We start from the raw sequence: 23,551 nt of genomic DNA on the forward strand, positions 1-23,551 counted from the left end.
TATCTTGCGCCGCTACATAAGCCGAAAGTATCATTAAACCGAAATATATTATGAATTACAAAATCACATTTGTAATGCTTCTTGCAGTACTGCTAGGAGCGTGTACACAGAAATCTCCACAATCAAAAACTTTTACCTCATCGTTGCTGCAGTACGATGAACAAATTGACGGTATCATTTCGCAAATGACACTGGACGAAAAAGTAAACATGCTTCACGGGAAATACATGTTCGTATCGGCCGGAGTTGAGCGCCTTGGTATTGCCGATATGGTTTATGCCGATGGGCCATTTGGTATTCGTGAGGAAATGGAGCCCAAAAGCTGGGCACCGCTTGGCTGGGAGAACGACAAAGCCACTTTCTTCCCTACCGGATCGGCGCTGGCAGCTACCTGGAGTCCGGAGCTGGCTTATGCTTACGGTACAGGAATGGCAAAAGAAGCCCGTTTACGCGGAAAAGACGTCATCCTTGGGCCGGCCATTAATATTCAGCGAATTCCTACCGGGGGACGTACTTACGAGTACATGAGCGAAGATCCGTTCCTAAGCTCGCAACTGGCAGTTCAGTACACAAAAGGTGCGCAAGATAATGGTGCTGCAGCCTGTTTAAAACACTATGCACTGAACAACCAGGAGAACAACCGCGGAACGGTAAACGTAATTATTGGTGAGCGTGCAATGCGCGAGATTTACCTGCCACCATTTAAAGCGGCTGTGCAGGAAGCAGATGCTTACAGTGTTATGTCGGCCTACAATAAAGTAAACGGCTGGTGGTGCGCCGAAAATGACGTACTGCTAAACCAGATCCTTCGTGATGAATGGGGATTTGGTGGATTTGTGGTGTCGGACTGGAACGGCACACACTCTTCTGTTGAATCGGTAAAACACGGACTGAACGTTGAAATGCCCGACAGCAGATATTTAGGCGCTGCCTTGCTCGACTCGGTAAAAGCCGGTGCAGTTTCGGAAGAAGTGATCGACCAGCGTGTTCGCGAAATTTTGCGTGTGCGTTTGGCCATCGATCCGGTTCCTGCCGAAGAGGCCAACCAGGTAGTTACATCTCAACCCGAAAGCCAGCAAATTGCCTATGAAGTGGCTTGTAAATCTGTAGTTCTGCTGAAAAACGAAGGCATCCTTCCGCTCGATTTGAGCAAAAAACCACAGATTGCAGTAATTGGCGAAAACGCCGTTCGCGAAATGGGAAGCGGCGGTATTGGTGCAGGCGTAAAAACGCTGTACGAAGTTACTCCGCTTGAAGGATTGAAAAACAAAATTGGCGACAAAGCCGACATTCAATATGCACAGGGTTATGTTCCGGTAGAGCTGGATTACGCACGTATTTTCGGAGCCAAATCACAGGAAGATATTGACCGAGAGGATAAAGAAAAAGCAGTTCTGAACAACAAACTAAATGAAGAAGCAGTTGCACTGGCCGCCAAAGCCGATATTGTGCTGTTTATTGGTGGCGACAACCGTGCTGTGGAAACCGAAGCCAACGACCGCGAAAACATCTTCCTGCCATCGGGTCAGGATGAATTGATTAAGCAATTAAGTGCTGTAAACGAAAATATAGTTACTGTACTGGTTAGTGGCGCACCTAACGATTTGAACACCGTTAAATCACTGTCGAAAGCGTTGTTGCAATCGTGGTTTAATGGTACCGAAGGCGGAAATGCACTGGCCGATATCCTGGTTGGAAACATTTCGCCAAGCGGACGTTTGCCGTTTACACTACCTATTAAACTAGAAGATTCGCCGGCATATGCGCTGGGCAATTATCCGCAGGGAGCCAAAAAAGGCGACATTTTTGTTGACCTTGTTGAAGAGAAAGAATCGGAAGCACATGCTGCCGATGGCAAGCAGGAGAATGATCCGAACACGGCTTACTATTCGGAAGAATCGCTGGTGGGTTACCGCTGGTTCGATACCAAAAACAAACCGGTAATGTATCCTTTCGGCCATGGTTTATCGTACACCGAATTTGCTTATACCGACCTGAATACAAGCAAAGAAAGTTATGGCGCTGACGAAACGATTTCGTTGTCGTTCAACTTAAGCAATACCGGAGAAATGGCTGCCGAAGAGGTGGTTCAGGTGTATGTGCACCGCATTAACCCATCGGTTGAATGGCCACTTAAAGAGTTAAAAGCATTTACACGTGTGGCACTTGAGCCGGGTAAAAACCAGACTGTAACTTTGGAAATTCCAGGAGAGAAACTGCAATACTGGAACGAAGAGAAACACGCCTGGGACAACGACCTTTGCGATATTGAATTATTGGTTGGTGCCTCTTCAGGTGATATCCGTTTGAAAAAACAAGTTGCGTTGAAATAATATTATTCTCAATAAAATTTCAAAAGCCCGGTTCTGTGCCGGGCTTTTTTCACACCCCCAAATCATTCATTACAAGTCACTTCTACCAAATTCCAAACCACAAATTTCTTAAACCCGTTTAATTTTTAGAACAATTGCCCCTACTTCCTTTGTTACCTTGTGTAAAAGATAAATTCGCGATGAAAAACACAAAAAAGATTGTTGTTGTGGGAGGAGGTTTTGCAGGTTTGGAACTTGTAAAAAGGTTAGGGAATTCAACCGAATACCAGGTTGTTTTGGTCGACAGCAACAACTATAATTTCTTTCCACCTTTAATTTACCAGGTATCAACAGGTTTTATGGAACCGTCGGCAATAAGTTATCCATTTCGTAAAATTCTGCGAAAATTTAAAAACGCCGGTTTTCGACTTGGCTCTCTTGAAAAAGTTGTACCCGAAGAGAACAAAATAATACTGAGCAACGGCGAGATGGAATATGACATTTTAGTAATGGCTACCGGTACCGAGACAAACTTTTTTGGGAACAAAAACATTGAGAGAGATAGTTTGCCAATGAAAACCATAAGCGATTCATTGTCGCTACGAAATGTTATTTTAACCCGCCTTGACCGCGCTACAAGAATACCCGATGAAGAAGAGCGGAAAAAACACCTGACATTTGTTATTGCAGGCGCGGGACCTACCGGAGTTGAACTTTCGGGTATTTTAGCCGAAATGAGAAGTTCGATTATTATAAAGGATTATCCGGAATTAAAGAAAACAGATCTTGGAGAAATTAGCCTGATTGACGGACAAGCATCTGTATTAGCCCCCATGTCGGAACATGCCCAGAAGTACACCGCTAAAAAATTATCGGAACTGGGTGTAAATTTAATCATGAATACAATGGTGAAGGATTTTCACGACGAAACCGTGTATTTATCCAATGGCAAGGAAATTCCATCAAAAAACCTGATTTGGGCAGCCGGAGTTTCGGCAAAAACTTTTCCGGGTTTTTCTGAAGAATGTTTTGGAGCTGGCAAACGATTAAAAACGAATCAATTTAATCAAGTCCACTCCTACGATAATATTTATGCGTTAGGAGACTGTGCACTGGTGCTCGGCGATAAAAATTATCCCAACGGACACCCACAATTGGCACAACCGGCACTACAACAGGCAAAAAATCTGGCAGAAAACTTAATGCGGAAAGACAATAACTGGAAGCCATTTCATTACACCGACAAAGGCTCGTTGGCAATAATTGGGAGAAATAAGGCAGTGCTTGATTTCCCGGGGCAGAAATATTCTGTAAAAGGTTTTAGCGCCTGGCTTATTTGGATTTTTGTGCATATAATGGGACTTGTGAATTTTAAAAACAAAACAAGAACCTTGTATAACTGGTTGGGATACTACATTTACAAAGACCAATATTTCAGAATGATTATTAAACCAACAGAAAGAGACAACAGATAATATATCGATATTAAATAGCTTGGCCTTTTTACCAGAATATTTTCGCAACAAATTTTGTTGCGGTCAACAAATTATTGACAGAATTAGCGAAGCTGGGCCAGTGCTACTCTGCAATACTCAAAAGACAGAATTAAAATGCCAAAAGCCGGGCTCAACAACTTAACAACCTGATGTTTGGGTGTTCAACAAAAAACAATTTATACATTTCGGGGCGGCTCCAAACTGTAAAGTTAGTATTTTCACAACAACTACTTTTCATCCTAATACTGTAACAAAATGAGTAACAAAAGCATCTTCCTGTTAATAGTCGGAATAATTACAATCAACTTTTGTTATGCGCAAACCGATGACAAAATTGAGATAGATGATAATATCCAACTGGTACATCTTCAGGATTCGATCTTTCTGCATGTTACCTTTGATGAACTGGAAAACTTTGGCCGCTTTTCTTCCAATGGTTTGGTAATTATCCGAAACGGACATGCCTTGCTTATTGACTCGCCGATGGACAATGAGAAAACCCAAAAGCTTACAACATACATTCAGAATTCGTTCTCTGCCCAAGTGGAAAAACATATCGCCTGCCATTTTCACAACGATTGTTTGGGGGGTATCACCTATCTTAACAGTATTGTAGTGGAATCAATTGCAAATTCTATGACCATCGAAAAATGCAAAGAATTGGGAATTCCGGTTCCGTCAACTGCTTTCACCGACTCGCTGATTTTTGATTTTTACGGTGCACCAATTGAATGCCGCTACTTTGGTGCCGGACATTCCTTTGACAACATTACGGTTTGGCTTCCCACGGAAAAAATTCTGTTTGGTGGCTGCCTGGTAAAATCGGCCAATTCTCCAAATCTTGGAAATCTCAGCGATGCTGTTGTCAACGACTGGGATGCAACGGTTCAGCGGGTAAAAACAAAATATCCTGATGCAAAAATTATAGTTCCCGGACATGGTGCTTTGGGAGGATCGGAGCTGTTATGTCACACTATAGATTTGGTTGCTATCGAGAAAAACAAATAAATCCACGCCTTAACAAACCATAGCTCTGTTAAAATGTTATACCAATAAATTCCACCAATATAGTTGAGCAGAGGCACAAAGAATGTTTGAAAGACTTTACCATTACCTGAATAAAGGAGACAAACAAGGTGTTTGCACCGACATTACCGAAGACGCCTGCCAATATGTTCCCCACAATTTCTTTTTACAAATTTTCAGTAATGTGTTTACCCAGCTTGGCGATACGCTGAGCAACCCAAAAACCGTTTTAACCTGGTTAATGACCTATGTAAGCGCGCCGGTTTACCTCATTAGTTTAATTGTGCCGTTGCGCGAATCGGGATCGATGGTGCCCCAGGTATTTTTTGCCCCCTTTATTCGCAAACGCTACATCCGAAAATGGGTGTGGGTAATTGGCGCCTTGCTGCAGTTTCTGTCCATCGGGGCCATTGGAATTATTGCGCTCAACTTTAAAGGCTTTACTGCCGGATGGCTGATTGTTGCCGCGGTTGTGCTGTTTAGTTTATCGCGAAGTATGAGCTCGCTAACTTCAAAAGACATTATCGGGAAAACCATTCCAAAAACCCGCCGCGGACGCATGAAAGGTTATTCCGTTTCGGTGTCGGGCGTGTTGGTACTGGCGGCAGGTTTGTTTATGCTATATCAGTCGAATGATGCTACCATAAACTTTTACACCAACATTATCTTTTTTGCCGCCGCAACATGGCTGGTGGCTGCGTTTATTTATTCACGAATTAAGGAATTCCCAGGTCCGTTTGAAAACAAATCTTCTGATAACGACAGCATCCTGGCAAGTTTTAGATTGTTAAAAACCGATAATCATTTCAGGGATTTTATCATTGCCCGCACCTTGCTTTTGTGTACCGCTTTGTCGGCCCCCTTTTATGTTATCCTGGCACAGGAGTATGTGGGAAAAGAAGCCTACCTGCTTGGATTGTTTATTATTGCCAAAGGTGTTGCATCGATAGTAAGCTCGCCGGTTTGGGGAAAATATGCCGATAAATCGAGCAAAAATATTATGGCAGTGGCGGTATTGATCGCATCTGTTTTGGGCATTTTTATCTTTTTAACCATTTCGTATTTCGATACATTACGAAGTGCAAAATGGCTTTATCCTGTTGTACTGTTTATTTTAGGCATTGCTCATCAAGGCGTTCGTTTAGGGCGCAAAACCTATGTTATCGATATGGCCACCGGAAACGAGCGCACCAGTTACGTGTCGGTTAGTAATACCGTTATCGGCATCATACTTTTGATGGTAGGAGGATTAAGTGCTTTGGTTTCGCTGTTGTCGGTTGAAGGCGTGATTTTGCTTCTGTCGCTACTTGGTTTAGCCGGCGCTTACAAAAGCTACAAACTGCCTAATGTGGAGCAAATATAAGAAACTGCCGGATTGAGTTCTTTTTCCCGTCAAAAAAGCATATGTGTTCTGAAAAATGAACCTTTAATAAGCAAAACTACTGCCCCCTAAAAACTCCCGAAGTAGAGAGGTTGGCGGAATTTCCTCGTCACTAATAGGTTTAAAGTACGACAGGAATTCCAGTAAACGAGTCGACTCCATGTACTCCGGCTGGTTTTCGAGCACTAACTTTAATATCGGCTCGGCATATTTTTTCAAAACCGCCAGCTCATATATGGTTGCCGAGTTAAACATTACATCCGCATTTTCCTGGTAAGGGAATATATTTTTCTCCTCGCCTTTTCGCACCGACGGCCAGCGTTTTATCGTATCTGAAGCACGGTATCCACGGTATCGGCTGTCGCGAATCATTCGCCGCAGCAAGCGGTTATCAGCCGTAGAGATGTGCGTATGTTCATCTACTGAGATTTGGGTAAGCGCCGATATGAAGATCTTAAAGGTGTTCTGTTCCTTTACATCGGTCAATAAATTCGGATTCATTCCGTGAATACCTTCCACGATCAGAATATCATCTTTGTCGAGTTTCAGTGTTCGTCCGTTTGACACGCGTTTGCCGCTATGAAAATCGAACCTGGGCAAGCGCACCTCCTTGCCTTCAAAAAGTTCGATCAGCTGATGGTTAAAAAACTCAATGTCGATGGCTTCTAGTGCTTCAAAATCGTATTCGCCATGCTCATCTTTTGGGGTATGCTCGCGATCAACAAAATAATCGTCGAGCGACACCTGGTACGGATGCATTCCGTTTACCGCCAGTTGCACACCAAGTCGTTTGCTAAATGTGGTTTTCCCCGATGCCGACGGCCCGGCAACCAACACCACCTTGGTTCCGTTTCCGCGTGCCGAAATCTGGTTGGCAATTTCAGCGATCTTTTTCTCGTGCAGCGCTTCCGATATTTTTATGATATCGCCACTGCGGTTCTGAAGTGCGAAATCGTTTAAACTGCCAATGGTGGAAACGTTCAGAATTTCGGCCCAGTCTTTTTGTTCCTGGAAAATTTCGAACAGTTTGTCGTTGTACACGACTTTATGCAACTTCTTGAAATGTTTTCGCCGGGGAACCTGCAACAACAAACCATCAAAATACGGCACCAGTCCATAATTCGAAATGTATCCGGTTGAGGGCAAAAGGTTGCCATAGAAATAATCGCCAAGATCGTTCAGGAAATAAAGATACGAGTACATACGCCCCTGCTGCTCGAACAGTTGCGCTTTATCCTCCAGACCCTGTTTTGCCAGCAGATCAACGGCGTGCGACGTAATAATTCCTTTCTTTACAAAAGGAATATCGGCCTCGATTAGCGCATTCATTTCCTGTTTAATGGAAAATATATCAGAGTCGGAAATTTCGCGTTCCAGTCCCTGCAATTCACAAAAATAGCCGTTGCTTATGCCGTTTTGCACTTTGAATGCCACATGCGGAAAAACTTCCTTAACGGCGGCGTACAACACAAAAATCAAACTCCTGATGTACATTCTCATTCCATCGGGATGTGTAAAGTCAATAAACTCGATATGCTTGGGTTTTACCACGCAAAACGACAGCTCCTTAACCTGGTGATTCACAATAGCACCGCAAACCTGGTTTTGGAGTTTTATATTCAAATCTTTACTGATTTCTAGTAATGAGGTGCCCATAGGATAAGTATGGGAGGTATGTGTATTTCGGCAATAAATTTCAATGTCTTTCATAGTAACTGTCATCTGTTTCTACGGGTAAATGTATGAAAATGCGATGAGCAATTACAGTTGAAAACAAAGTTTTTCGCAGATAACAAGCCTTTGCGAAAGAATAAAATTCAAAATAAAAACACGAAGTCATAAAGACACGAAGAAATCTTTTCGAGTCAATTTGCGATACATTCTGACCTGGTGTTCTTTGTGGTAAAATCAGAGAACAGATTTTACAATCCCAACTCTTGTTTCAGATATTTCGCGGTATGCGATTTTTTGTTTTTGCAGACCTCTTCAGGTGTTCCGGTACAGAGAATTTTGCCACCGTGTTTTCCGCCTTCCGGACCAACATCAATAATGTGATCGGCAACTTTTATAACATCCATATTGTGCTCGATAACGATCACCGTATTTCCTTTTTCCACCAATTTATTCAGCACCTCGAGCAGTACACGTACATCCTCGAAATGCAAACCGGTTGTAGGTTCATCCAGAATATAAATGGTTTTTCCGGTGTCGCGTTTTGCCAGCTCGGCCGCCAGTTTTACACGTTGCGATTCACCTCCCGAAAGTGTTGTTGACGACTGCCCCAGTGTGATGTAGCCTAAACCAACATCCTGCAAAGTACTCAGCTTAGTGGCAATCGACGGAATATGTTCAAAAAACTCCACTCCCTGGTTGATGGTCATGTCCAGCACATCGCTGATGGATTTTCCCTTGTAGCGCACTTCCAGCGTTTCGCGGTTGTAGCGTTTGCCATTACATTTGTCGCAATGCACATACACATCGGGCAGGAAGTTCATTTCAATAAGTTTCAAGCCTCCACCCTGACATTCTTCGCAGCGTCCACCTTTTACGTTAAACGAAAAACGACCAGGTTTATAACCACGGATTTTGGCTTCAGGCAATTGGGCAAACAGAGTTCTGATATCGCCAAAAACATTGGTATAGGTAACCGGATTCGAGCGCGGTGTGCGTCCAATCGGAGATTGATCGACACGAATAACTTTATCGATAAGCTCCAGTCCTTCCACCTTTCTGTAAGGCAGCGGATCTTTTAATGAGTTATAAAAATGCTGGCTTAAAATGGGCTGCAGCGTTTCGTTTATCAGCGTTGATTTTCCCGAGCCGGAAACGCCGGTAACGCAGATAAATTTACCCAGCGGAATTTCAACCGTTACATTGTTCAGGTTATTGCCCGAACAACCTGTGATTTTTAAAATATCTGAATTTCCGTTTCTGCGTATGGCAGGCACTTCAATTTTTTTTCTGTCGTTGAGGTAATCGGCCGTCAGCGAGTTCGATTTCAGCACTTCCTGCGGTGTTCCGGCTGCCACTACTTCACCACCATGACGACCGGCATGCGGTCCCATATCAATCAGGTGATCGGCATGTAACATGGTATCGCGGTCGTGTTCCACTACAATTACCGAGTTACCCGAGTCGCGCAGTTGTTCCAGCGCCTGAATTAGTTTCAGGTTATCGCGGTGGTGCAGCCCGATACTTGGCTCATCCAAAATATAAAGCACGTTTACCAGCTGCGATCCAATTTGTGTAGCCAAACGAATACGCTGCGATTCTCCACCGGAAAGGCTTTGTGCAGTTCGGTCGAGTGCCAGGTAATTTAATCCAACGCCTAACATAAAACCAAGACGATCGCGGATTTCTTTAATCACCTCAGCACCAATTTTTAACTGACGTTCTGAAATACGCTTTTCCAAACCATTGAGCCATTCGCCCAATTCGTCGAGATCCATTTTTGCCAGCTCCGAAATGTTTTTTCCATCGATTTTAAAATGCAACGATTCATTTTTCAGTCGCATACCTTTACACTCGGGGCACTCAATGGTTTTTACAAACTGGTTGGCCCATTTCTGTGCCGTTTTCGATGTACTCTCCTCGCGCTGATTGTCGATGTATTTTATCACCCCATCGTAACTCATCATATAGTTCAGACTGTTACCAAGAGGTGTATTTTTTAGCTGAATGCGGTCGTTGGTGCCAAATAAAACTTCGTTCAGTCCTTCTTCCGGAATATCTTTTACCGGCGTTTTTAGCGTAAAACCGTGCCTCTCTCCAAGCGCTTCGATCTGCCAGAAAATGAGCGTGTTTTTATAAGGACCAAGCGGAGCTATTCCACCTTTGTTAATGCTTTTGTCTTTCTCGGGTATAATCTTATCCAAGTCGATCTCGGTAACGCGGCCAAGCCCGTTACACTTTGGACAAGCGCCCTGCGGCGAGTTGAACGAAAAATTATGCGGTGCCGGTTCGTTGTACGAAATTCCGGTAGTCGGACACATCAATAAACGGCTGTAATACTTGGCCTCATTGGTATCGTGATCGAGGATCATCAAAATTCCGTGCCCGTGTTTCATGGCAGTCTGCACACTGTCTTTCAAGCGTTTTGTACTGGCTTCGTCAACCACCAGCTTATCGATCAGAATTTCAATAAAGTGATTTTTGTAACGGTCAACTTTATGGTTGTGCATCAGTTCGGTCAATTCTCCATCGATACGCGCAGTAAGGAATCCTTTCCTACGAATTTGCTCAAACAGCTCACGGTAATGCCCTTTACGGCCTTTTACCACAGGTGCCAGAATATTGATGCGTTTCCCGGCAAAATCACTTTTAATCAGGTTAATGATCTTTTCTTCGGTGTACTTCACCATTTTTTCACCGGTGTTATACGAAAATGCTTCGCCGGCACGGGCATACAACAAACGCAAAAAGTCGTAAATCTCGGTTACCGTGCCTACTGTCGATCGCGGATTTCGGGTGGTCACTTTTTGTTCAATGGAAATTACCGGGCTTAAACCGGTGATCTTATCCACATCGGGGCGTTCCATGTTTCCCAGAAACGAGCGCGCATAAGCCGAAAATGTTTCGATGTAACGACGTTGCCCCTCGGCATAAATCGTGTCGAATGCCAGCGATGATTTTCCGCTTCCACTTAACCCGGTTATAACAGTCAGCTTATTTCGCGGAATATCAACATCAATGTTTCGGAGGTTGTGCACACGGGCTCCCTGAACGATGATCTTCTCTTCCGACTCAAGTTCTGCCAGTTGTACTTCGGTATCTGTTTCTACTTTCTTTTTTGTCATTTTAAGCAATTTCGCGCTGCTAACAGTTCAGCATCACAATCAATACAAGTTTGGGCCAATGTAACTTTAGTAATCTGCTTTTACAATTCCGGAATTTCCACCCAATATCTTTTCCTGCCCGAATAAGTGAGTTCATTTTCACGCAGCCACGGGTTAAAATCCTTCAGCACTTTGTAGCTCACACCGTGTTGTTTTGCATAGTCGGTAAAATTGGCTACCGAACCTTTAATCTCCACTTTTTTGGTTGGAATAATCTGGTATTTATCCTCTTCAGGAATAAAAAACTTATACTTCTCCGGATTTTCAAGTAACAATTTCAAGGCAACGATGCGGTACACATATCGAGCTGTTTCAGTGGTTATCAGCAAATCGTAATAATCATCTTCTTTTTGCCTTTCAATTTGGCGGTTAACCCCCGTCATTCCACGATTATAGGCAGCTGCAACCATTGTCCAGCTTCCGAATTTTTCGTAGGCGTCTTTAATGTACTCGCAGGCTACATGTGTTGCCTTTTCAATGTGGTAACGCTCGTCGACTTCGCTGTTTATTTCCAGCCCGTAATCTTTTCCTGTTCCTTCCATCAACTGCCAGAAACCAGCTGCCCGTGCAGGCGAAATCGCCCGCGGATTCAGACCACTTTCGGCTACCGCCAGGTATTTAAAATCATCAGGAATTCCGTGTTCTTTAAGAATAGGCTCAATAATAGGAAAATAGCGTGGCACCAATTTTATGTAGCGAATGGTTTGAGAATGAAAATAAGCGTTGGAAAGAAGTTCGCGGTCGAGTGCTTCTTTCACATAAAACCGTTCGAGTGGCATTTTTTCTCCGGCAAAACTAACCGCTTCGGGTAACTCAACAGGCTCGTATTTTACCGCACTATTCACCACTACTTCGGTACTCCCCGATTGCGCTGATACCAGAATAACCACTACCACTGCAATGTTCATCACCACCAAAAAAGGTGCTACAAATCTCCTCCAAATTTTCTTCTTCATCCGTCTATTCTTCCTTTAGTTACTCAATCAGCAAAAATACAATTTTGCCTTGATTACTGATTGAATATTACCGATTTGTATTTGAAAAACACCAATAAATTTACGTTGTTGTTTATTGTGTTTCAAATAGCTATCGGCAGATTATTAAATTAAATCAAATCCTTAAACGGTATAACAATAAAAAGGCCCGACAGTTTTGCCGAGCCTTAAGATATCTTAAAAGAGTTGGAGGACCCAAAGTGCCTTCACCTGTCAATCTTCGCGATAAACAGGAATGTGGCTTACCTGGGTAATATTTTGCAAATCAGAATAATCATACTGGTAAAATCCATCGTCGCCAATCATAAAGAGGTAACCGCCCAAAGGAATCACGTCGTAAGTGTTAATGTTGGCAAAATGCGAGATCATATGGTCGTCGATGGCAGTTTTATCCTCGGCATCGTAAACTTTAAGTCCGGCATCACCATCACATACAAAAAGCACATCGCCATCAATTCCCAGCCCGTACGGGCCATGCAGCGGATAGGATGCGATTAAATCGTTGTCCACATAATCATCGGCCAACTGTAGTACATCCAGTCGGTTAACCGTGCTTCCGCAAGTAGTTCCGCCACGCAGGGTAACGTATGCGTAACCATCGGCAATTACCACCGGATCGCAGCTGGTGACGTGCCAAAAATCGCTTACATAAACGGGGTAGGTAGGCACTTCGATATTAAAAATGCGCATGCCCGATCGTGTTCCCAAGAACATATGGTTATCGTATATAAACATAGTTTCGACATTCCAACCAACGTTTTGCTGCCCGATTTCCGATGGACTTCCGGGAACTTTTACATCAAAAACATGAAGGTTGGCTTCATCAACTGCATACAAATAATCGTCGTACAAACCAAAGCGCGCCATTGATCCCCCAACACCAAATGTACTTTGTCCTCCTGCGCTGCTCAATTTCGGAGCGGCATTAAACATCGCATCTTCGGCGTAGCCCCAACGATATATCGGGTAATAATGGTATTCCATTTCCTGGCGTACCCTTTTTATTTCCCAGCCGGTTACCACACCTTTTTCTTCATCCACTTCGGCAAAACGGTAATCTTCGTCGGCAGGAGGCAAAGTATAAGGCAACACATCCTCAACACGGTCAACTTCTTCGGGGTTATTTATATCGCTGATATCGATGGCCACCAGGTCGATGTAACTATCGGCATATAAAATATCCTCTTTTATCGCAATATCCACATTCCCGGGAATTTCGATAAACCCCACATTTTGCGGATCGGCCGGATTTTGATTGTCGATAATATGCACGCCTTCAAATTCTTCAACAATAAACAGGTAACCATCTTTAAAATAGATTTTACCCGGGTTTACAAGATCGCGTGAGTCGACAGATTTAACGCCGGCGCGCAAATCTTCATACGACAGATAAACAGGTGAATTGGCCGTAAACTCTTCGGTGTATTCGTCCATACATGCTGAAAAAGCCAGCGCAATAAACAGTAGCAAGAATATATTTTTGATTGTTCTCATTTTCTGTGGTTTTTTAGTTGAAAATAATACCGATTTTAACGGTTACGCGGTTGTAGTCGATGTCGAGCGAGTAGTCGTTTTCTCCATCATAATTCAGGCGGTGAAACTGGTAGCCCACGGCAAAGTTTATCCCTAAACCATTGGAAAGCATTTGCTGATATCCAAGTCCGGGATTAATAAGCACTCCCCCCTTGCAGTCGAAACCGTTTTGCCCCATATCTTGCGGCCAAGGTGCAAAACTGCTCCAGATGGGGTACACATCGTAATAAATTTCGTTGGAGTCTTCGATAGGAACCTGGTAACCGGCTTTTAAAAATACATAGGGGCTTGATAACTGTTTCTTAAAACGGTATTCGAAATTGGCGAAAACGGGCATATACGACTCTTTCAGAAATTCAACCCCAAAGCCAAGACCGACCGATAAATTCTGATCTACCAGGTAGTTTGCCGATCCGGTAAGGGAAAATGGCGCCGACTGGCTGTTATCCGAGTTTCCGGCTAAAACACCCATTTCGGTTCTGAAAAACCATTTTACATCCGTTACCGTTTCTTCGTCGAACATTGTATTTACTTCGCGCTTTGAGGCGATGTGATCCACTTCGTCGGCATCGAAAATCCATACATTTCCGGCCGACTCTACTTTCAATTGTTTTCCGTCGTTTGTATACGTGTATTTTCCTTTAAGAATGGAACCGTTTTTCAGGTAGACATGACCTTTTTCGGATTGCGCAAAAACGGAAAGCGACAATACCGACATGCACAGCAGCACAAGTAGTTTCTTCATAATGTTTTTTGTTTTTATGAAGATGTAATGTGATGTGTTTTGGTTGCGTTAAACAGAAATTTTTATTCTGTAAGATTGTTTTCGATCAACAGGCGGAGGGCGTTAACCATTGAGAATTCGTTGTTTATGTGTATTCCATTTTGGCGCAGAAGCTTTCGTATTTGCTTCTGATTTTCCGGAAACCGGGAGAGCAAAGCGGCTCGATTAAGTCGTATTTTCGTTAAACCATCGTGCTCGGTATATAAATAATAATCTTTGTGCAACTGGTATTCAACGGCTCGTGTTATCCCGTTTCTATCCTTATAAGGACTAACCGATTGTTCAAAAATATACCAGTTAACCATTAAACTAACGGCTCCTTTATACAGCTCTTCCAAATACATATTGGTTTGCTGATTGTTGTTTTTTGTGAGGCGAACAAACTTGCGCGTTTTGTTTCCGTCCTGAAACGAAAAGCTCTCTACCAACTCTTTCTCAACCTGGTATAAAAAACGTCCGTTATCGTTATACGAAATCAGTTCATCGCTATAAGCCTGGTAGCGCAGTCGCAGGTTTTCGAACACATTGCCGTTTACAAATTTTACCGCGCCCGGAACCCAATCGTCGGGATACAAAAAATAGGAATTAACTTCAGCGTTTAGCGTAAGAACTTCGCCAAGCATTTTACCCTGAAGTTTATTGGATTCGCTATTCAGATTATAGGTGTCGATTCCCATGTCCTGAGCCTTCGCAATAAAAGCAAACAGAACTCCCAAAACCACTCCTGTATATTTTATTAAGCCGCTCATTGTACCGATATTATTTTTGACGTTCTGTACAGTTTTCCCGATTTTGATACCGCTTCAACTTTTATTTCCAGGTCGCCTTTTACATCCGAAAGCTGAAAACTAAATGGCCACTCTTTATCATTATCAACCACCTCGTTTAAAAATTGTCTACGGGTATCGGGTTGTGTTCTGCCCTCAGCATTCGGGCTGTAGTTCGCTTGTTTAGGGAATTCGATACACGGTACTTTTAGCTGAAAAATATTGGGTTGTTGCGCCAGCCAGCCATTCGATTTATCTTTTAACGACACGAAGAGCACGCCATTAAAACGCAGGTCGCCAAAAATACGCTCACTTTTTACCAAATCAATGAAGGTTATATCTGTAGATTTTAAATCCTGAAAGAATGAATTTTTAAACACCGGAATTCCGTTGATAAGGCGTAGCGGCTCTGTGTCGAAAAACCGATCCTGCCCGTAGTCTAACATTCTGAAAATAACCTCATCGTTTCTGTCGCGGTACTGAAACCCTATAAGTAATTCGCGCGATATTTCCTTAAAACTGGGCAAATCGATAAACAGATCGGGAACTATATGATTATCGGGCCTGCCGTAAAATGGCATTCCGTAAGGATTTGGCATCTCGAAATCATCCTTACTTGTGATTGAAACGCCTCTGAAAAGTTTATTAAAGAATGTACCTTTTATGCTGTTCTCAATAATTTCTGCCTGCTTTGGATTAACAAAAGTGGAGTCGAATTTTAGTTGTTCTGCGGCTGACATAAAATTCGGTGTCAGCTCAATATCGAACAGTTTATCGCCAACAGCAAGTGGCTGAAGAATTAGATTGGCATTACCTCTTGCATCAGGCAGGAAGAAATGAAACAGCCCTGTTGAATCGGGATAATAATAATCAAAATATGTTTCGTTTCCGGTAACTGTTAACAATACCAGATTGTTGGCTGCATCACCTGTTTCCCGGTCGCTAAGACTACCACTTATCAATACCCCGTCTTCTTCAGGGAATGGTGGAATACCTGCATTCCGGTCTGTCATCCCGAAGTTCATAAAACCTGAATTTTTATGAGAAAAAGGTTCAATTATCCGCGCACTTGCCACCATGTATACAAACTCGTTATCTCCGGTATTAATACTCCCCTTTACCTCATCGCGCCGGCGGTAATTTTTATCCTCAAGATAAATATCGATCTGGTTATCGGCACTTTCCGGTGTAACAACGGCTGCTTTATCTTCCACAACCGGTAACCGTTCAATGGCTTCCTCAAAACGATTATAAACGTATACCGACCTGCCTGTACATTTCAGAACGCCATTGTTACGTTGCGCATTAAAAAAGGCATGCACAAAATACAATCCGGTCTGCAGGGAATCGGGTACAGCAATAAAACCTTCGGCTTGTGTATTGTTGTATTTTACGGCACGCGAAGCAATTAAATTTCCGGTTTGCGATTCCAGCTGCAAATGAACAATATTACCATATCGTTGCAACTCTTTTGGTACATATGCTTTTAACCATAGCGTATCTCCCGAAATACAAAAATCGCGATCGGTAAAAACTACAAGTTCCCTGTTGGCGGTGGTTTGCGCCATGGATTTTAACCCGGCACATACCATTACAACAAGAAATAATATTTTGAATGCTCTGCTCATTAGTTCTTTATTTAGGGATGCTCCCACCATTCGGGCATAATACTCACTTGTTCCCCCGATGAAGGGATGTGGTAACGCTCCTCAATCTCATGTAATGCAAATCCTGATGTTTCAGAAATATATCGCAAAAAATACCTTGTTTCGCTATTCACTGATATTTCAAAATTTCCGAGTATCTTCTGATCACTGTTGGTTGTACATCTCAAATTACTTCGTGCCTGCACATACAAGGGATCAAATATTTTTCCACCGGCTTCAAGCTGCTTGTTCAAATCATCGTAATAGTTGTAAGCACTTTTAGTTATTCCGTGTTGATACAGGATCACAATCCAACCCGAGAAAATATGTTCCTCTTCGTATTTCACTCTATTTTTTAAAAAGTATAAGGGGTGCTTTTTAATTTCTTTAGAAGCCGAATATTCAGGTGGTGCAGCAATATTAAATGTCTTCTGCGGATAAGAGGATTTCCATCCATACACGGTTTCAGGCATCGTACTGCCAAAAGGCCCGGGAACCTCAATTACATAGTTATATTGCAAAACAAAGCGGGTTGTAAACCGGCAATAAGGATTTTCGTTATTGGGAGTTATATCAGCATACAAACGAACTCCTTCCAACCGATCCACATTGTCAACATCGTTATCACCGCTTTCCTGTCTTATTTCAACTTCCTCAAATCCATAAACACTGTCAATCGATGGTTTTTGGGGCACAACCTCAAAGGCCGATTCATATTCTTCTCCCCGGTATTCAATTTTCAATTTATACTGTAAATTCGGGTTAAGAAGGCTATTTAACCTGTATCGGCCTCCGGAATAATGCGGCAGCTTCAGTTCACTACCGTTATTATCAATAAGCCGAACGACAGCATCGGTAACAGCAGGGCCGGTGCTTGCATTGTCGTAGTAAGCTACCGATTCGTATAAATCAATGTAATTAACCGATTGGTCGGCAGCTATTCGTGCATCGGCTACCAGAACATTGTCAACCACATCAATTTCAGGCCGGTAAACATCCTCACAGCCTGCCAGCAGAATGAATAGTATAAAACTATATGTTACAATGCGCTTCATAAAAACTTAAAATTATACGTTAGCGAAGGTACCGGAATACCGATTACCGACAGTTTAAACAGCGAGTAACGCGTGTAATTATTGCTTTCGCCCGGCACCGATTTTTTGTAATACACCGAATACGGATTATTGCGGCCGTAAACATTGTATACCGACAAGGTCCAGCTGCCTTTCCACATCCGTTTTTTACGCAGGTTCTGATCGAAAGTGATCGACAAATCCAATCGATGATACGATGGCATGCGGTATTTATTTCTATCGGAATAATAAACCAGGTCTTCGCCGGCAAATCTGTATTTAATTTCGGGCAAAGTGGTTGGCCTTCCTGAAACCATAACAAAGTTACCGGAGAAACGCCACCTGCGACTAATATTATAAGTTGCCGTAAGCGAAAAATCGTGTGGTTTATCGTAAATCGACGGATAATAATCGCCGTTCCACAAATTTTCTTCGCCAAAATCGCTGGTATTTTTCCGCATTGTTCGTGAATACACGTAGCTGGCATAACCGGTTAAGCGGCCGGTATTTTTGCGTGCACTCAGCTCAATTCCATATGAATAACCTTTTGTAGGCACAAGTGCCGTTTCAACATGGTCGTTCATAATCAGCTGAGCACCATTTTTATACTCAATCAGATTTTGCAGGTATTTGTAGTACACTTCGGCTGAAAGGTCAACACGCGATAACAAGGAGTTATTTTCAACACCAACTGCCACCTGATCGGAAATGAGTGGTTTTAAATGGTAATCGGCTGCCTTCCATGTTTCGGCCGGCGAGATTACCGCATTATTACTAAGCTGAAAAATATTTTGTCGTGTGCGCTGATAACTGAACTTCAGCGAGGTATTCATATCAAGATCGTAGTTCATTGCCAGCCTTGGTTCAATTCCTCCGTAAGTTGCAGAAGCCTCGTTTTTGCCAAACTGCAGCGAGTCGACCACCGTTCCGGGTTCTTTAGGCTGACCCTCATCGTACAAATAAACAACCGGAGTGCCAATATTACTAAAATGATTATAACGCAAACCGGCCACAATCGAAAAGTTTGGCAAAACCTGAAATTCGTCGCTTATATACACCGACCAGTCCAGTGTTTTTTCCATTGCTAATTTACGACCAACAATTACCGTTGTATCCTGTTTCGGAATAATTTCACCGGGACTGATTTCGTTGTAAACAGCTTTAAAACCGGCTTCGGAATTATGCAGCTCATCGGGATGCCATTTAAAGTTATACGCAACAGAACTGTACTGCAACTGATTATCGAGATAATAAGCTTCAAAAGGTTTATTGTCGGCCAGGTCGGTAAGTCGGTAATCATAACGGCTATAGGCTGCATCCAGCTCGCCGTAAAATTTTTCGCCAAAACGGTTGTTCAATTTTAGGTTGCCCAGCAGGTTTCCGTATTCGGTTATCGATTGCGAACTGGTACTAAACTCATCGAAACTGGTATAAGCCATTACACTTAATTTGTTGTGTTGATTGAACTTATAAGTAAGTTTCCCCGACACATCATAAAAATGGGTAACTCCCTCATTCAGGTCGAGAATAGGAATTTCCTGTAACAACCAGTCGGTATACGAACTACGGCCGCCAACAGCAATGGTAAACTTTTTATTTTTTGTTAGTGGCCCGTCAAGCGCGAGGCGCGAGTTTATAATTCCAATTCCTCCATAAAAGCGTATGGTTTCGTCATTCCCTTCTTTAAAGTCGACCTCCATTACCGACGCCACCCGCTCGCCGTAACGCGCCGGCATGCCGCCTTTAAACAGTCGTACATTCTCCACAACATCGGGATTGATAAGCGACATAAAGCCAAAAAGGTGCGACGAATTAAATACCGGGCTGCCATTTACCAGAATTAGGTTTTGATCGGTGTTTCCTCCACGCACGTTAAACCCCGATGACAATTCGCTTACCGTTTGTACCCCAGCCAAAATGGTAAGCCCTTTTAACACATCAACTTCGCCCATTAATGCCGGCAATTGCTGAATCTGTTTACCACTCATTTGCACCATACTCATTTGCGCGCGTGGCACATCACCATCCGATCCGAGCACAGTTACCTCATCAATATTATGCGACTCTTCAAACAAGCGAAAATCTGCTGTGCCATCTTCTATCAGGCGAATATCTATTAAAGAGCCTTCGAAACCGATGTAGGTGATCGTTAATTTAAAATCACCGGTAGGCAAATCCAGTTCAAAACTTCCGTTTGCATCAGATGTTGTGCCTTTTTGCAGCTTATTGCAATAAACCACGGCACCAACCAGTGGAGTCCCGTCTTTTCCATCAAGGATACGCCCTTTTAACTTTGCTGTTTTGTACCGTCCTAAATTCATTGGATCGCCAACCACCAACGTTTGAGAGTAATCATCAAACTTCGACCGGGTATCAGCCGACCTTCGAAAAATGACAATTCCATCATTCTGAAAGAAATCGTAGCTCAGTTCAGAATCATAAAATACATTATTTAGCGCCTGCAATAAAGGTGTATTTTCAAACTGATTGGAAATGGTAGTTTTATCAACCCACGATTTTTTGTAGTAAACCCGTAAGTTATAATTGTTTTCCAGGTCATTCAAAAATTGCTCAAGTGGTTGATTTTGGTACGAACCAGTTATTTTTATCTCTTCAATTTGCTGGCCATACAAAAAAGTATTATTCCCCAACAAAAGAGCTAAAAACAGGAGCACATAACTAATTAAAGACTTTTTCAATTTTTTTGAACCTTGGTTTAGAATTTATTTGACTTTGATTTCCTCTGTAGGTTTAAGCCTCTAAGAATTTTATACAATTTGTTTAATAAGTTTAATAAACAAAAACAATCATCCATTGCAACAAGGCTTTTTTTAGCATCTTTATTTGAAATGTCTGATATTTTTTCAATCTTCGAAACCAATAAACCAATTACCCTTCTTCTTATTTAACAATAGTATAAAAATGAAGCGATCTGTTACAACAATTTTTATTTTATTTCTTATTATTTTTTCACAAGCGCAGGAAAAACTATCCTACTTTCTACCTGACGACGTTACTTATAATAGTGAAATACCCACACCTGAAGAGTTTTTCGGGCAAAAAATGGGAGAATGGCACCTCTCCCACGACCAGGTTTTGTACTATGCACAAACAATTGCCAAAAGTACCAACCGGGCAATTCTGTATGAATATGCCCGATCGTATGAAAACAGACCGCTGGTTCACCTGGTTTTTACTTCGCCCGAAAACCAGCATAATCTTAACGAACTAAAAGAGCTACATTATAATTTCTCGGAGCCGGGACAAGATATTGCCAAAAGCGATGTGCCGCTGGTGGTTAGTTTAACTTATGGTGTTCATGGAAATGAATCGAGTGCCACAAATGCCTCGGTGCTAACCGCCTACTACCTGGCTGCCGCCGAAGGGGCAAAAATTGATAAACTCCTGGAAAAGAACATCATTATTGTTGATCCGTGTTTAAATCCCGATGGATTTACACGTCACAGCATGTGGGCCAACATGCACCAAAGTGCAACACCCAACGGCGAAAATAATTCCCGCCAGTTTCAGGAAGTGTGGCCGGCCGGACGAACCAATCATTACTGGTTCGACCTGAACCGCGATTATTTGTTGTTGGTACATCCCGAGAGTAGAGGTCGCGTGCAGAAATTTCACGAATGGAAACCAAACATTGTTACCGACCACCACGAAATGGGCGCCAACTCCACTTTCTTCTTTCAGCCGGGTGTACCAAGCCGAAACAATCCGCTTACTCCCGAAAAGAACTACGAGCTTACCCATAAAATAGGCGATTACCACGCAAAGTTTTTGGATAAAATCGGTTCAACATATTTTACTGAAGAACAATTTGACGACTATTATTTCGGCAAAGGATCATCATATCCAGATGTGAACGGAAGCATTGGTATTCTTTTCGAGCAAGCTGGTTTTAGAGGCCGATACAGAAATACATCGAATGGACAAAAGACACTGGCATTTGGTATACGCAACCAGTTTGTAACGAGCCTGTCGACATTGGAAGCCGCCATGAATTTACACGACGAATTGCTTGATATGCAAAAAGAATTTTACAGCTCGGCACTCGACCTTGGGGCGAAAAGCAAAACCAAAGCCTACATTTTTGGCAGCAGCACCGACCGCGTTAAAACGCAACATTTTGTTGATTTGCTAAACCGCCATCAAATTGAAGTTTACGAGAACGAAAGTAAGCAGGAAGTCGATGGACAAACTTTTGAAAGCGGCACTTCTTATGTTGTTCCGCTTAATCAAAAGCAATACCGCCTGATCCATTCAATTTTTGAAGAAGTGCATGAGTTTACCGACACTACTTTTTACGATGTTTCCACCTGGACTTTCCCGCACGCCTACGATCTGCACGCTGCAAAACTCGGTAGTCTTAACGGCGTTTCACTGTCCGACGAGCCGGTTGAAGCTCAAAAAATTGCAGGAAAACTTATTGAAGCAGATAATCCTGTTGGTTACCTGTTCCGCTGGGACGAATATTCAACAGCCGAAGCACTTTATAAAATTCAGAATGCCGGGTTGCGAACCTATGCAGCCACAAAAGAATTCACGATTGCGGGCAATGATAATGAAGAAGCATTTTCGTACGGAAGTATTTTTATTCCGGTTCAGGACCAAATTATGTCGGGCAACCAGGCAAAGGCGTTTCTGGAAAATGTTGCACAAAATACCGGAGTTGATATCTACGCCGTATCGAGCGGATTAACACCCACAGGCATTGATTTGGGAAGTAACAGCTTTGAGCCGCTTACCAAACCAAAAATTTTAACTTTTGCCGGAGGTAGTGCCAGCAGCCGCGATGTTGGCGAGATCTGGCATCTTTTCGATCAACGTTATCATATTCCTTTAACACTTGCCGAAAGCAGTTCGCTAAGCAAAATAAAACTTAGTAGCTACACCACTATTATCCTGAGTGGAAATTTCACGGAATGGGGAACAACAGAGATAAACAAGCTAAAAAGCTGGGTTAGCGAAGGCGGAACTTTAATCGCCTATAAAGAAGCAACCACCTGGGCTGCCAAAAACCAAATCGGCAACACCACTTTTAAAAAGCCCGTTTCGCCCGATTCAACACGTTATTTAAGCTATGCCGAACGCAGTAAAGAAGAAAGTCTGAATTACATTAGCGGCGCTATTTTCGAAACCGACATCGACGTAACACACCCATTATGTTTTGGCTATTCCGATAAACAACTGGCTCTTTTTAAATCGAGTACAACAGTTGCCAATTCACTCGAAAAGAAATATGTCGAGCCGGTTAAATTCAGCCAATCGCCTTACCTCAGCGGATGGGTTTCGGATGACAATATAAACCGGCTAAAAAATGCGCCTGTTGTTACTGTTCAAAATATTGGCAGAGGTAAGCTGATAAGCTACCACGACAATATGACTTTCAGAGGAACATGGCTGGGCACCAATAAACTATTTTCGAATTCAGTATTTTTCGGAGACATAATCCGCTAATTGCCTAGATCCTTTTCAAAAAACCTTAAATCGGTTAATTACAAAGCACTACAGGATTACCTTTTGGCAATTTGCAGAATATATAGTAGAAGGACGTTTTAACATACTTATATAGGCAAATTAATCAGGCACCACCAAAAGTGGAGTTATGATGAGTTAATAGTGTTACGACTGGCTATAGTCGATATCAATATCAATTGGTTCAATACGCTTATTGATACATTTTAATTTAAA

At 42.6% G+C, this 23,551-nt stretch carries 14 protein-coding genes; 5 read left to right on the plus strand and 9 right to left on the minus strand.

All coding sequences use genetic code 11. The annotated features are described in order from the left end of the window. The first annotated feature begins 50 nt into the window (after positions 1–50). The 4 genes from G4420_RS02045 to G4420_RS02060 all read left to right on the plus strand — a co-directional run bounded on the left by G4420_RS02045 (position 51) and on the right by G4420_RS02060 (position 6,197). Positions 51–2,333: a glycoside hydrolase family 3 C-terminal domain-containing protein gene (locus tag G4420_RS02045; protein WP_163321936.1), complete on the plus strand. Its 2,283-nt coding sequence runs from the start codon at positions 51–53 to the stop codon at positions 2,331–2,333. 179 nt (positions 2,334–2,512) lie between these two features. Continuing rightward, positions 2,513–3,787, plus strand: a complete 1,275-nt coding sequence (locus G4420_RS02050) for an NAD(P)/FAD-dependent oxidoreductase (protein ID WP_163321937.1) — start codon at positions 2,513–2,515, stop codon at positions 3,785–3,787. A 276-nt stretch (positions 3,788–4,063) separates the two neighbouring features. Then, positions 4,064–4,816 (plus strand): subclass B1 metallo-beta-lactamase, encoded by a 753-nt coding sequence (gene bla, locus G4420_RS02055; RefSeq protein ID WP_163321938.1) that lies wholly within the window; start codon positions 4,064–4,066, stop codon positions 4,814–4,816. Positions 4,817–4,898: 82 nt separating this feature from the next. Next, complete coding sequence (locus tag G4420_RS02060; protein ID WP_163321939.1) at positions 4,899–6,197, plus strand: MFS transporter; 1,299 nt, start codon at positions 4,899–4,901, stop codon at positions 6,195–6,197. Positions 6,198–6,260: 63 nt separating this feature from the next. Here G4420_RS02060 and G4420_RS02065 read toward each other — a convergent pair whose 3' ends face one another. The 9 genes from G4420_RS02065 to G4420_RS02105 form a co-directional block, all read right to left on the minus strand. Beyond that, positions 6,261–7,925, minus strand: a complete 1,665-nt coding sequence (locus tag G4420_RS02065) for a nucleoside kinase (RefSeq protein ID WP_163321940.1) — start codon at positions 7,923–7,925, stop codon at positions 6,261–6,263. A gap of 212 nt (positions 7,926–8,137) precedes the next feature. After that, positions 8,138–11,011, minus strand: coding sequence for an excinuclease ABC subunit UvrA (gene uvrA, locus G4420_RS02070; RefSeq protein ID WP_163321941.1), 2,874 nt, complete (start codon positions 11,009–11,011; stop codon positions 8,138–8,140). A gap of 80 nt (positions 11,012–11,091) precedes the next feature. Further along, entirely contained in the window at positions 11,092–12,006 is a 915-nt protein-coding gene (locus tag G4420_RS02075; RefSeq protein WP_163321942.1) for a lytic transglycosylase domain-containing protein, read from the minus strand. A gap of 252 nt (positions 12,007–12,258) precedes the next feature. Then, positions 12,259–13,539: an LVIVD repeat-containing protein gene (locus G4420_RS02080; protein WP_163321943.1), complete on the minus strand. Its 1,281-nt coding sequence runs from the start codon at positions 13,537–13,539 to the stop codon at positions 12,259–12,261. Positions 13,540–13,552: 13 nt separating this feature from the next. Then, complete coding sequence (locus G4420_RS02085; RefSeq protein ID WP_163321944.1) at positions 13,553–14,323, minus strand: outer membrane beta-barrel protein; 771 nt, start codon at positions 14,321–14,323, stop codon at positions 13,553–13,555. A 62-nt stretch (positions 14,324–14,385) separates the two neighbouring features. Continuing rightward, positions 14,386–15,111 (minus strand): hypothetical protein, encoded by a 726-nt coding sequence (locus G4420_RS02090; protein ID WP_163321945.1) that lies wholly within the window; start codon positions 15,109–15,111, stop codon positions 14,386–14,388. Further along, a complete protein-coding gene (locus G4420_RS02095; protein ID WP_163321946.1) occupies positions 15,108–16,757 on the minus strand; it encodes a hypothetical protein in 1,650 nt (549 codons plus the stop codon). Before G4420_RS02095 ends, G4420_RS02090 begins: the two co-directional genes overlap by 4 nt. A gap of 11 nt (positions 16,758–16,768) precedes the next feature. Next, entirely contained in the window at positions 16,769–17,830 is a 1,062-nt protein-coding gene (locus tag G4420_RS02100) for a DUF4249 domain-containing protein (RefSeq protein ID WP_163321947.1), read from the minus strand. Beyond that, positions 17,827–20,547 carry a TonB-dependent receptor gene (locus tag G4420_RS02105; protein ID WP_163321948.1) on the minus strand — a complete coding sequence of 907 codons (2,721 nt, stop codon included), beginning with the start codon at positions 20,545–20,547 and terminating at the stop codon, positions 17,827–17,829. Before G4420_RS02105 ends, G4420_RS02100 begins: the two co-directional genes overlap by 4 nt. Before the next feature lie 223 nt (positions 20,548–20,770). On the opposite strand from G4420_RS02105, the gene G4420_RS02110 reads away from it, so the two are divergent. Further along, positions 20,771–23,317, plus strand: a complete 2,547-nt coding sequence (locus tag G4420_RS02110) for a M14 family zinc carboxypeptidase (RefSeq protein ID WP_163321949.1) — start codon at positions 20,771–20,773, stop codon at positions 23,315–23,317. Positions 23,318–23,551 lie beyond the last annotated feature (234 nt).

Source organism: Draconibacterium mangrovi (assembly GCF_010586825.1).
In the GTDB taxonomy this organism is placed as follows: Bacteria; Bacteroidota; Bacteroidia; order Bacteroidales; family Prolixibacteraceae; genus Draconibacterium; species Draconibacterium mangrovi.

Excerpts from the sequence above, each read along its gene's own strand:
- G4420_RS02065 (WP_163321940.1), bottom strand. The coding sequence starts at position 7,925 with ATGAAAGACATTGAAATTTATTGCCGAAATACACATACCTCCCATACT.
- G4420_RS02045 (WP_163321936.1), top strand. The coding sequence starts at position 51 with ATGAATTACAAAATCACATTTGTAATGCTTCTTGCAGTACTGCTAGGA.
- uvrA (WP_163321941.1), bottom strand. The coding sequence starts at position 11,011 with ATGACAAAAAAGAAAGTAGAAACAGATACCGAAGTACAACTGGCAGAA.
- G4420_RS02075 (WP_163321942.1), bottom strand. The coding sequence starts at position 12,006 with ATGAAGAAGAAAATTTGGAGGAGATTTGTAGCACCTTTTTTGGTGGTG.
- G4420_RS02085 (WP_163321944.1), bottom strand. The coding sequence starts at position 14,323 with ATGAAGAAACTACTTGTGCTGCTGTGCATGTCGGTATTGTCGCTTTCC.
- G4420_RS02060 (WP_163321939.1), top strand. The coding sequence starts at position 4,899 with ATGTTTGAAAGACTTTACCATTACCTGAATAAAGGAGACAAACAAGGT.
- G4420_RS02095 (WP_163321946.1), bottom strand. The coding sequence starts at position 16,757 with ATGAGCAGAGCATTCAAAATATTATTTCTTGTTGTAATGGTATGTGCC.
- G4420_RS02050 (WP_163321937.1), top strand. The coding sequence starts at position 2,513 with ATGAAAAACACAAAAAAGATTGTTGTTGTGGGAGGAGGTTTTGCAGGT.
- G4420_RS02080 (WP_163321943.1), bottom strand. The coding sequence starts at position 13,539 with ATGAGAACAATCAAAAATATATTCTTGCTACTGTTTATTGCGCTGGCT.
- bla (WP_163321938.1), top strand. The coding sequence starts at position 4,064 with ATGAGTAACAAAAGCATCTTCCTGTTAATAGTCGGAATAATTACAATC.
- G4420_RS02100 (WP_163321947.1), bottom strand. The coding sequence starts at position 17,830 with ATGAAGCGCATTGTAACATATAGTTTTATACTATTCATTCTGCTGGCA.
- G4420_RS02090 (WP_163321945.1), bottom strand. The coding sequence starts at position 15,111 with ATGAGCGGCTTAATAAAATATACAGGAGTGGTTTTGGGAGTTCTGTTT.
- G4420_RS02110 (WP_163321949.1), top strand. The coding sequence starts at position 20,771 with ATGAAGCGATCTGTTACAACAATTTTTATTTTATTTCTTATTATTTTT.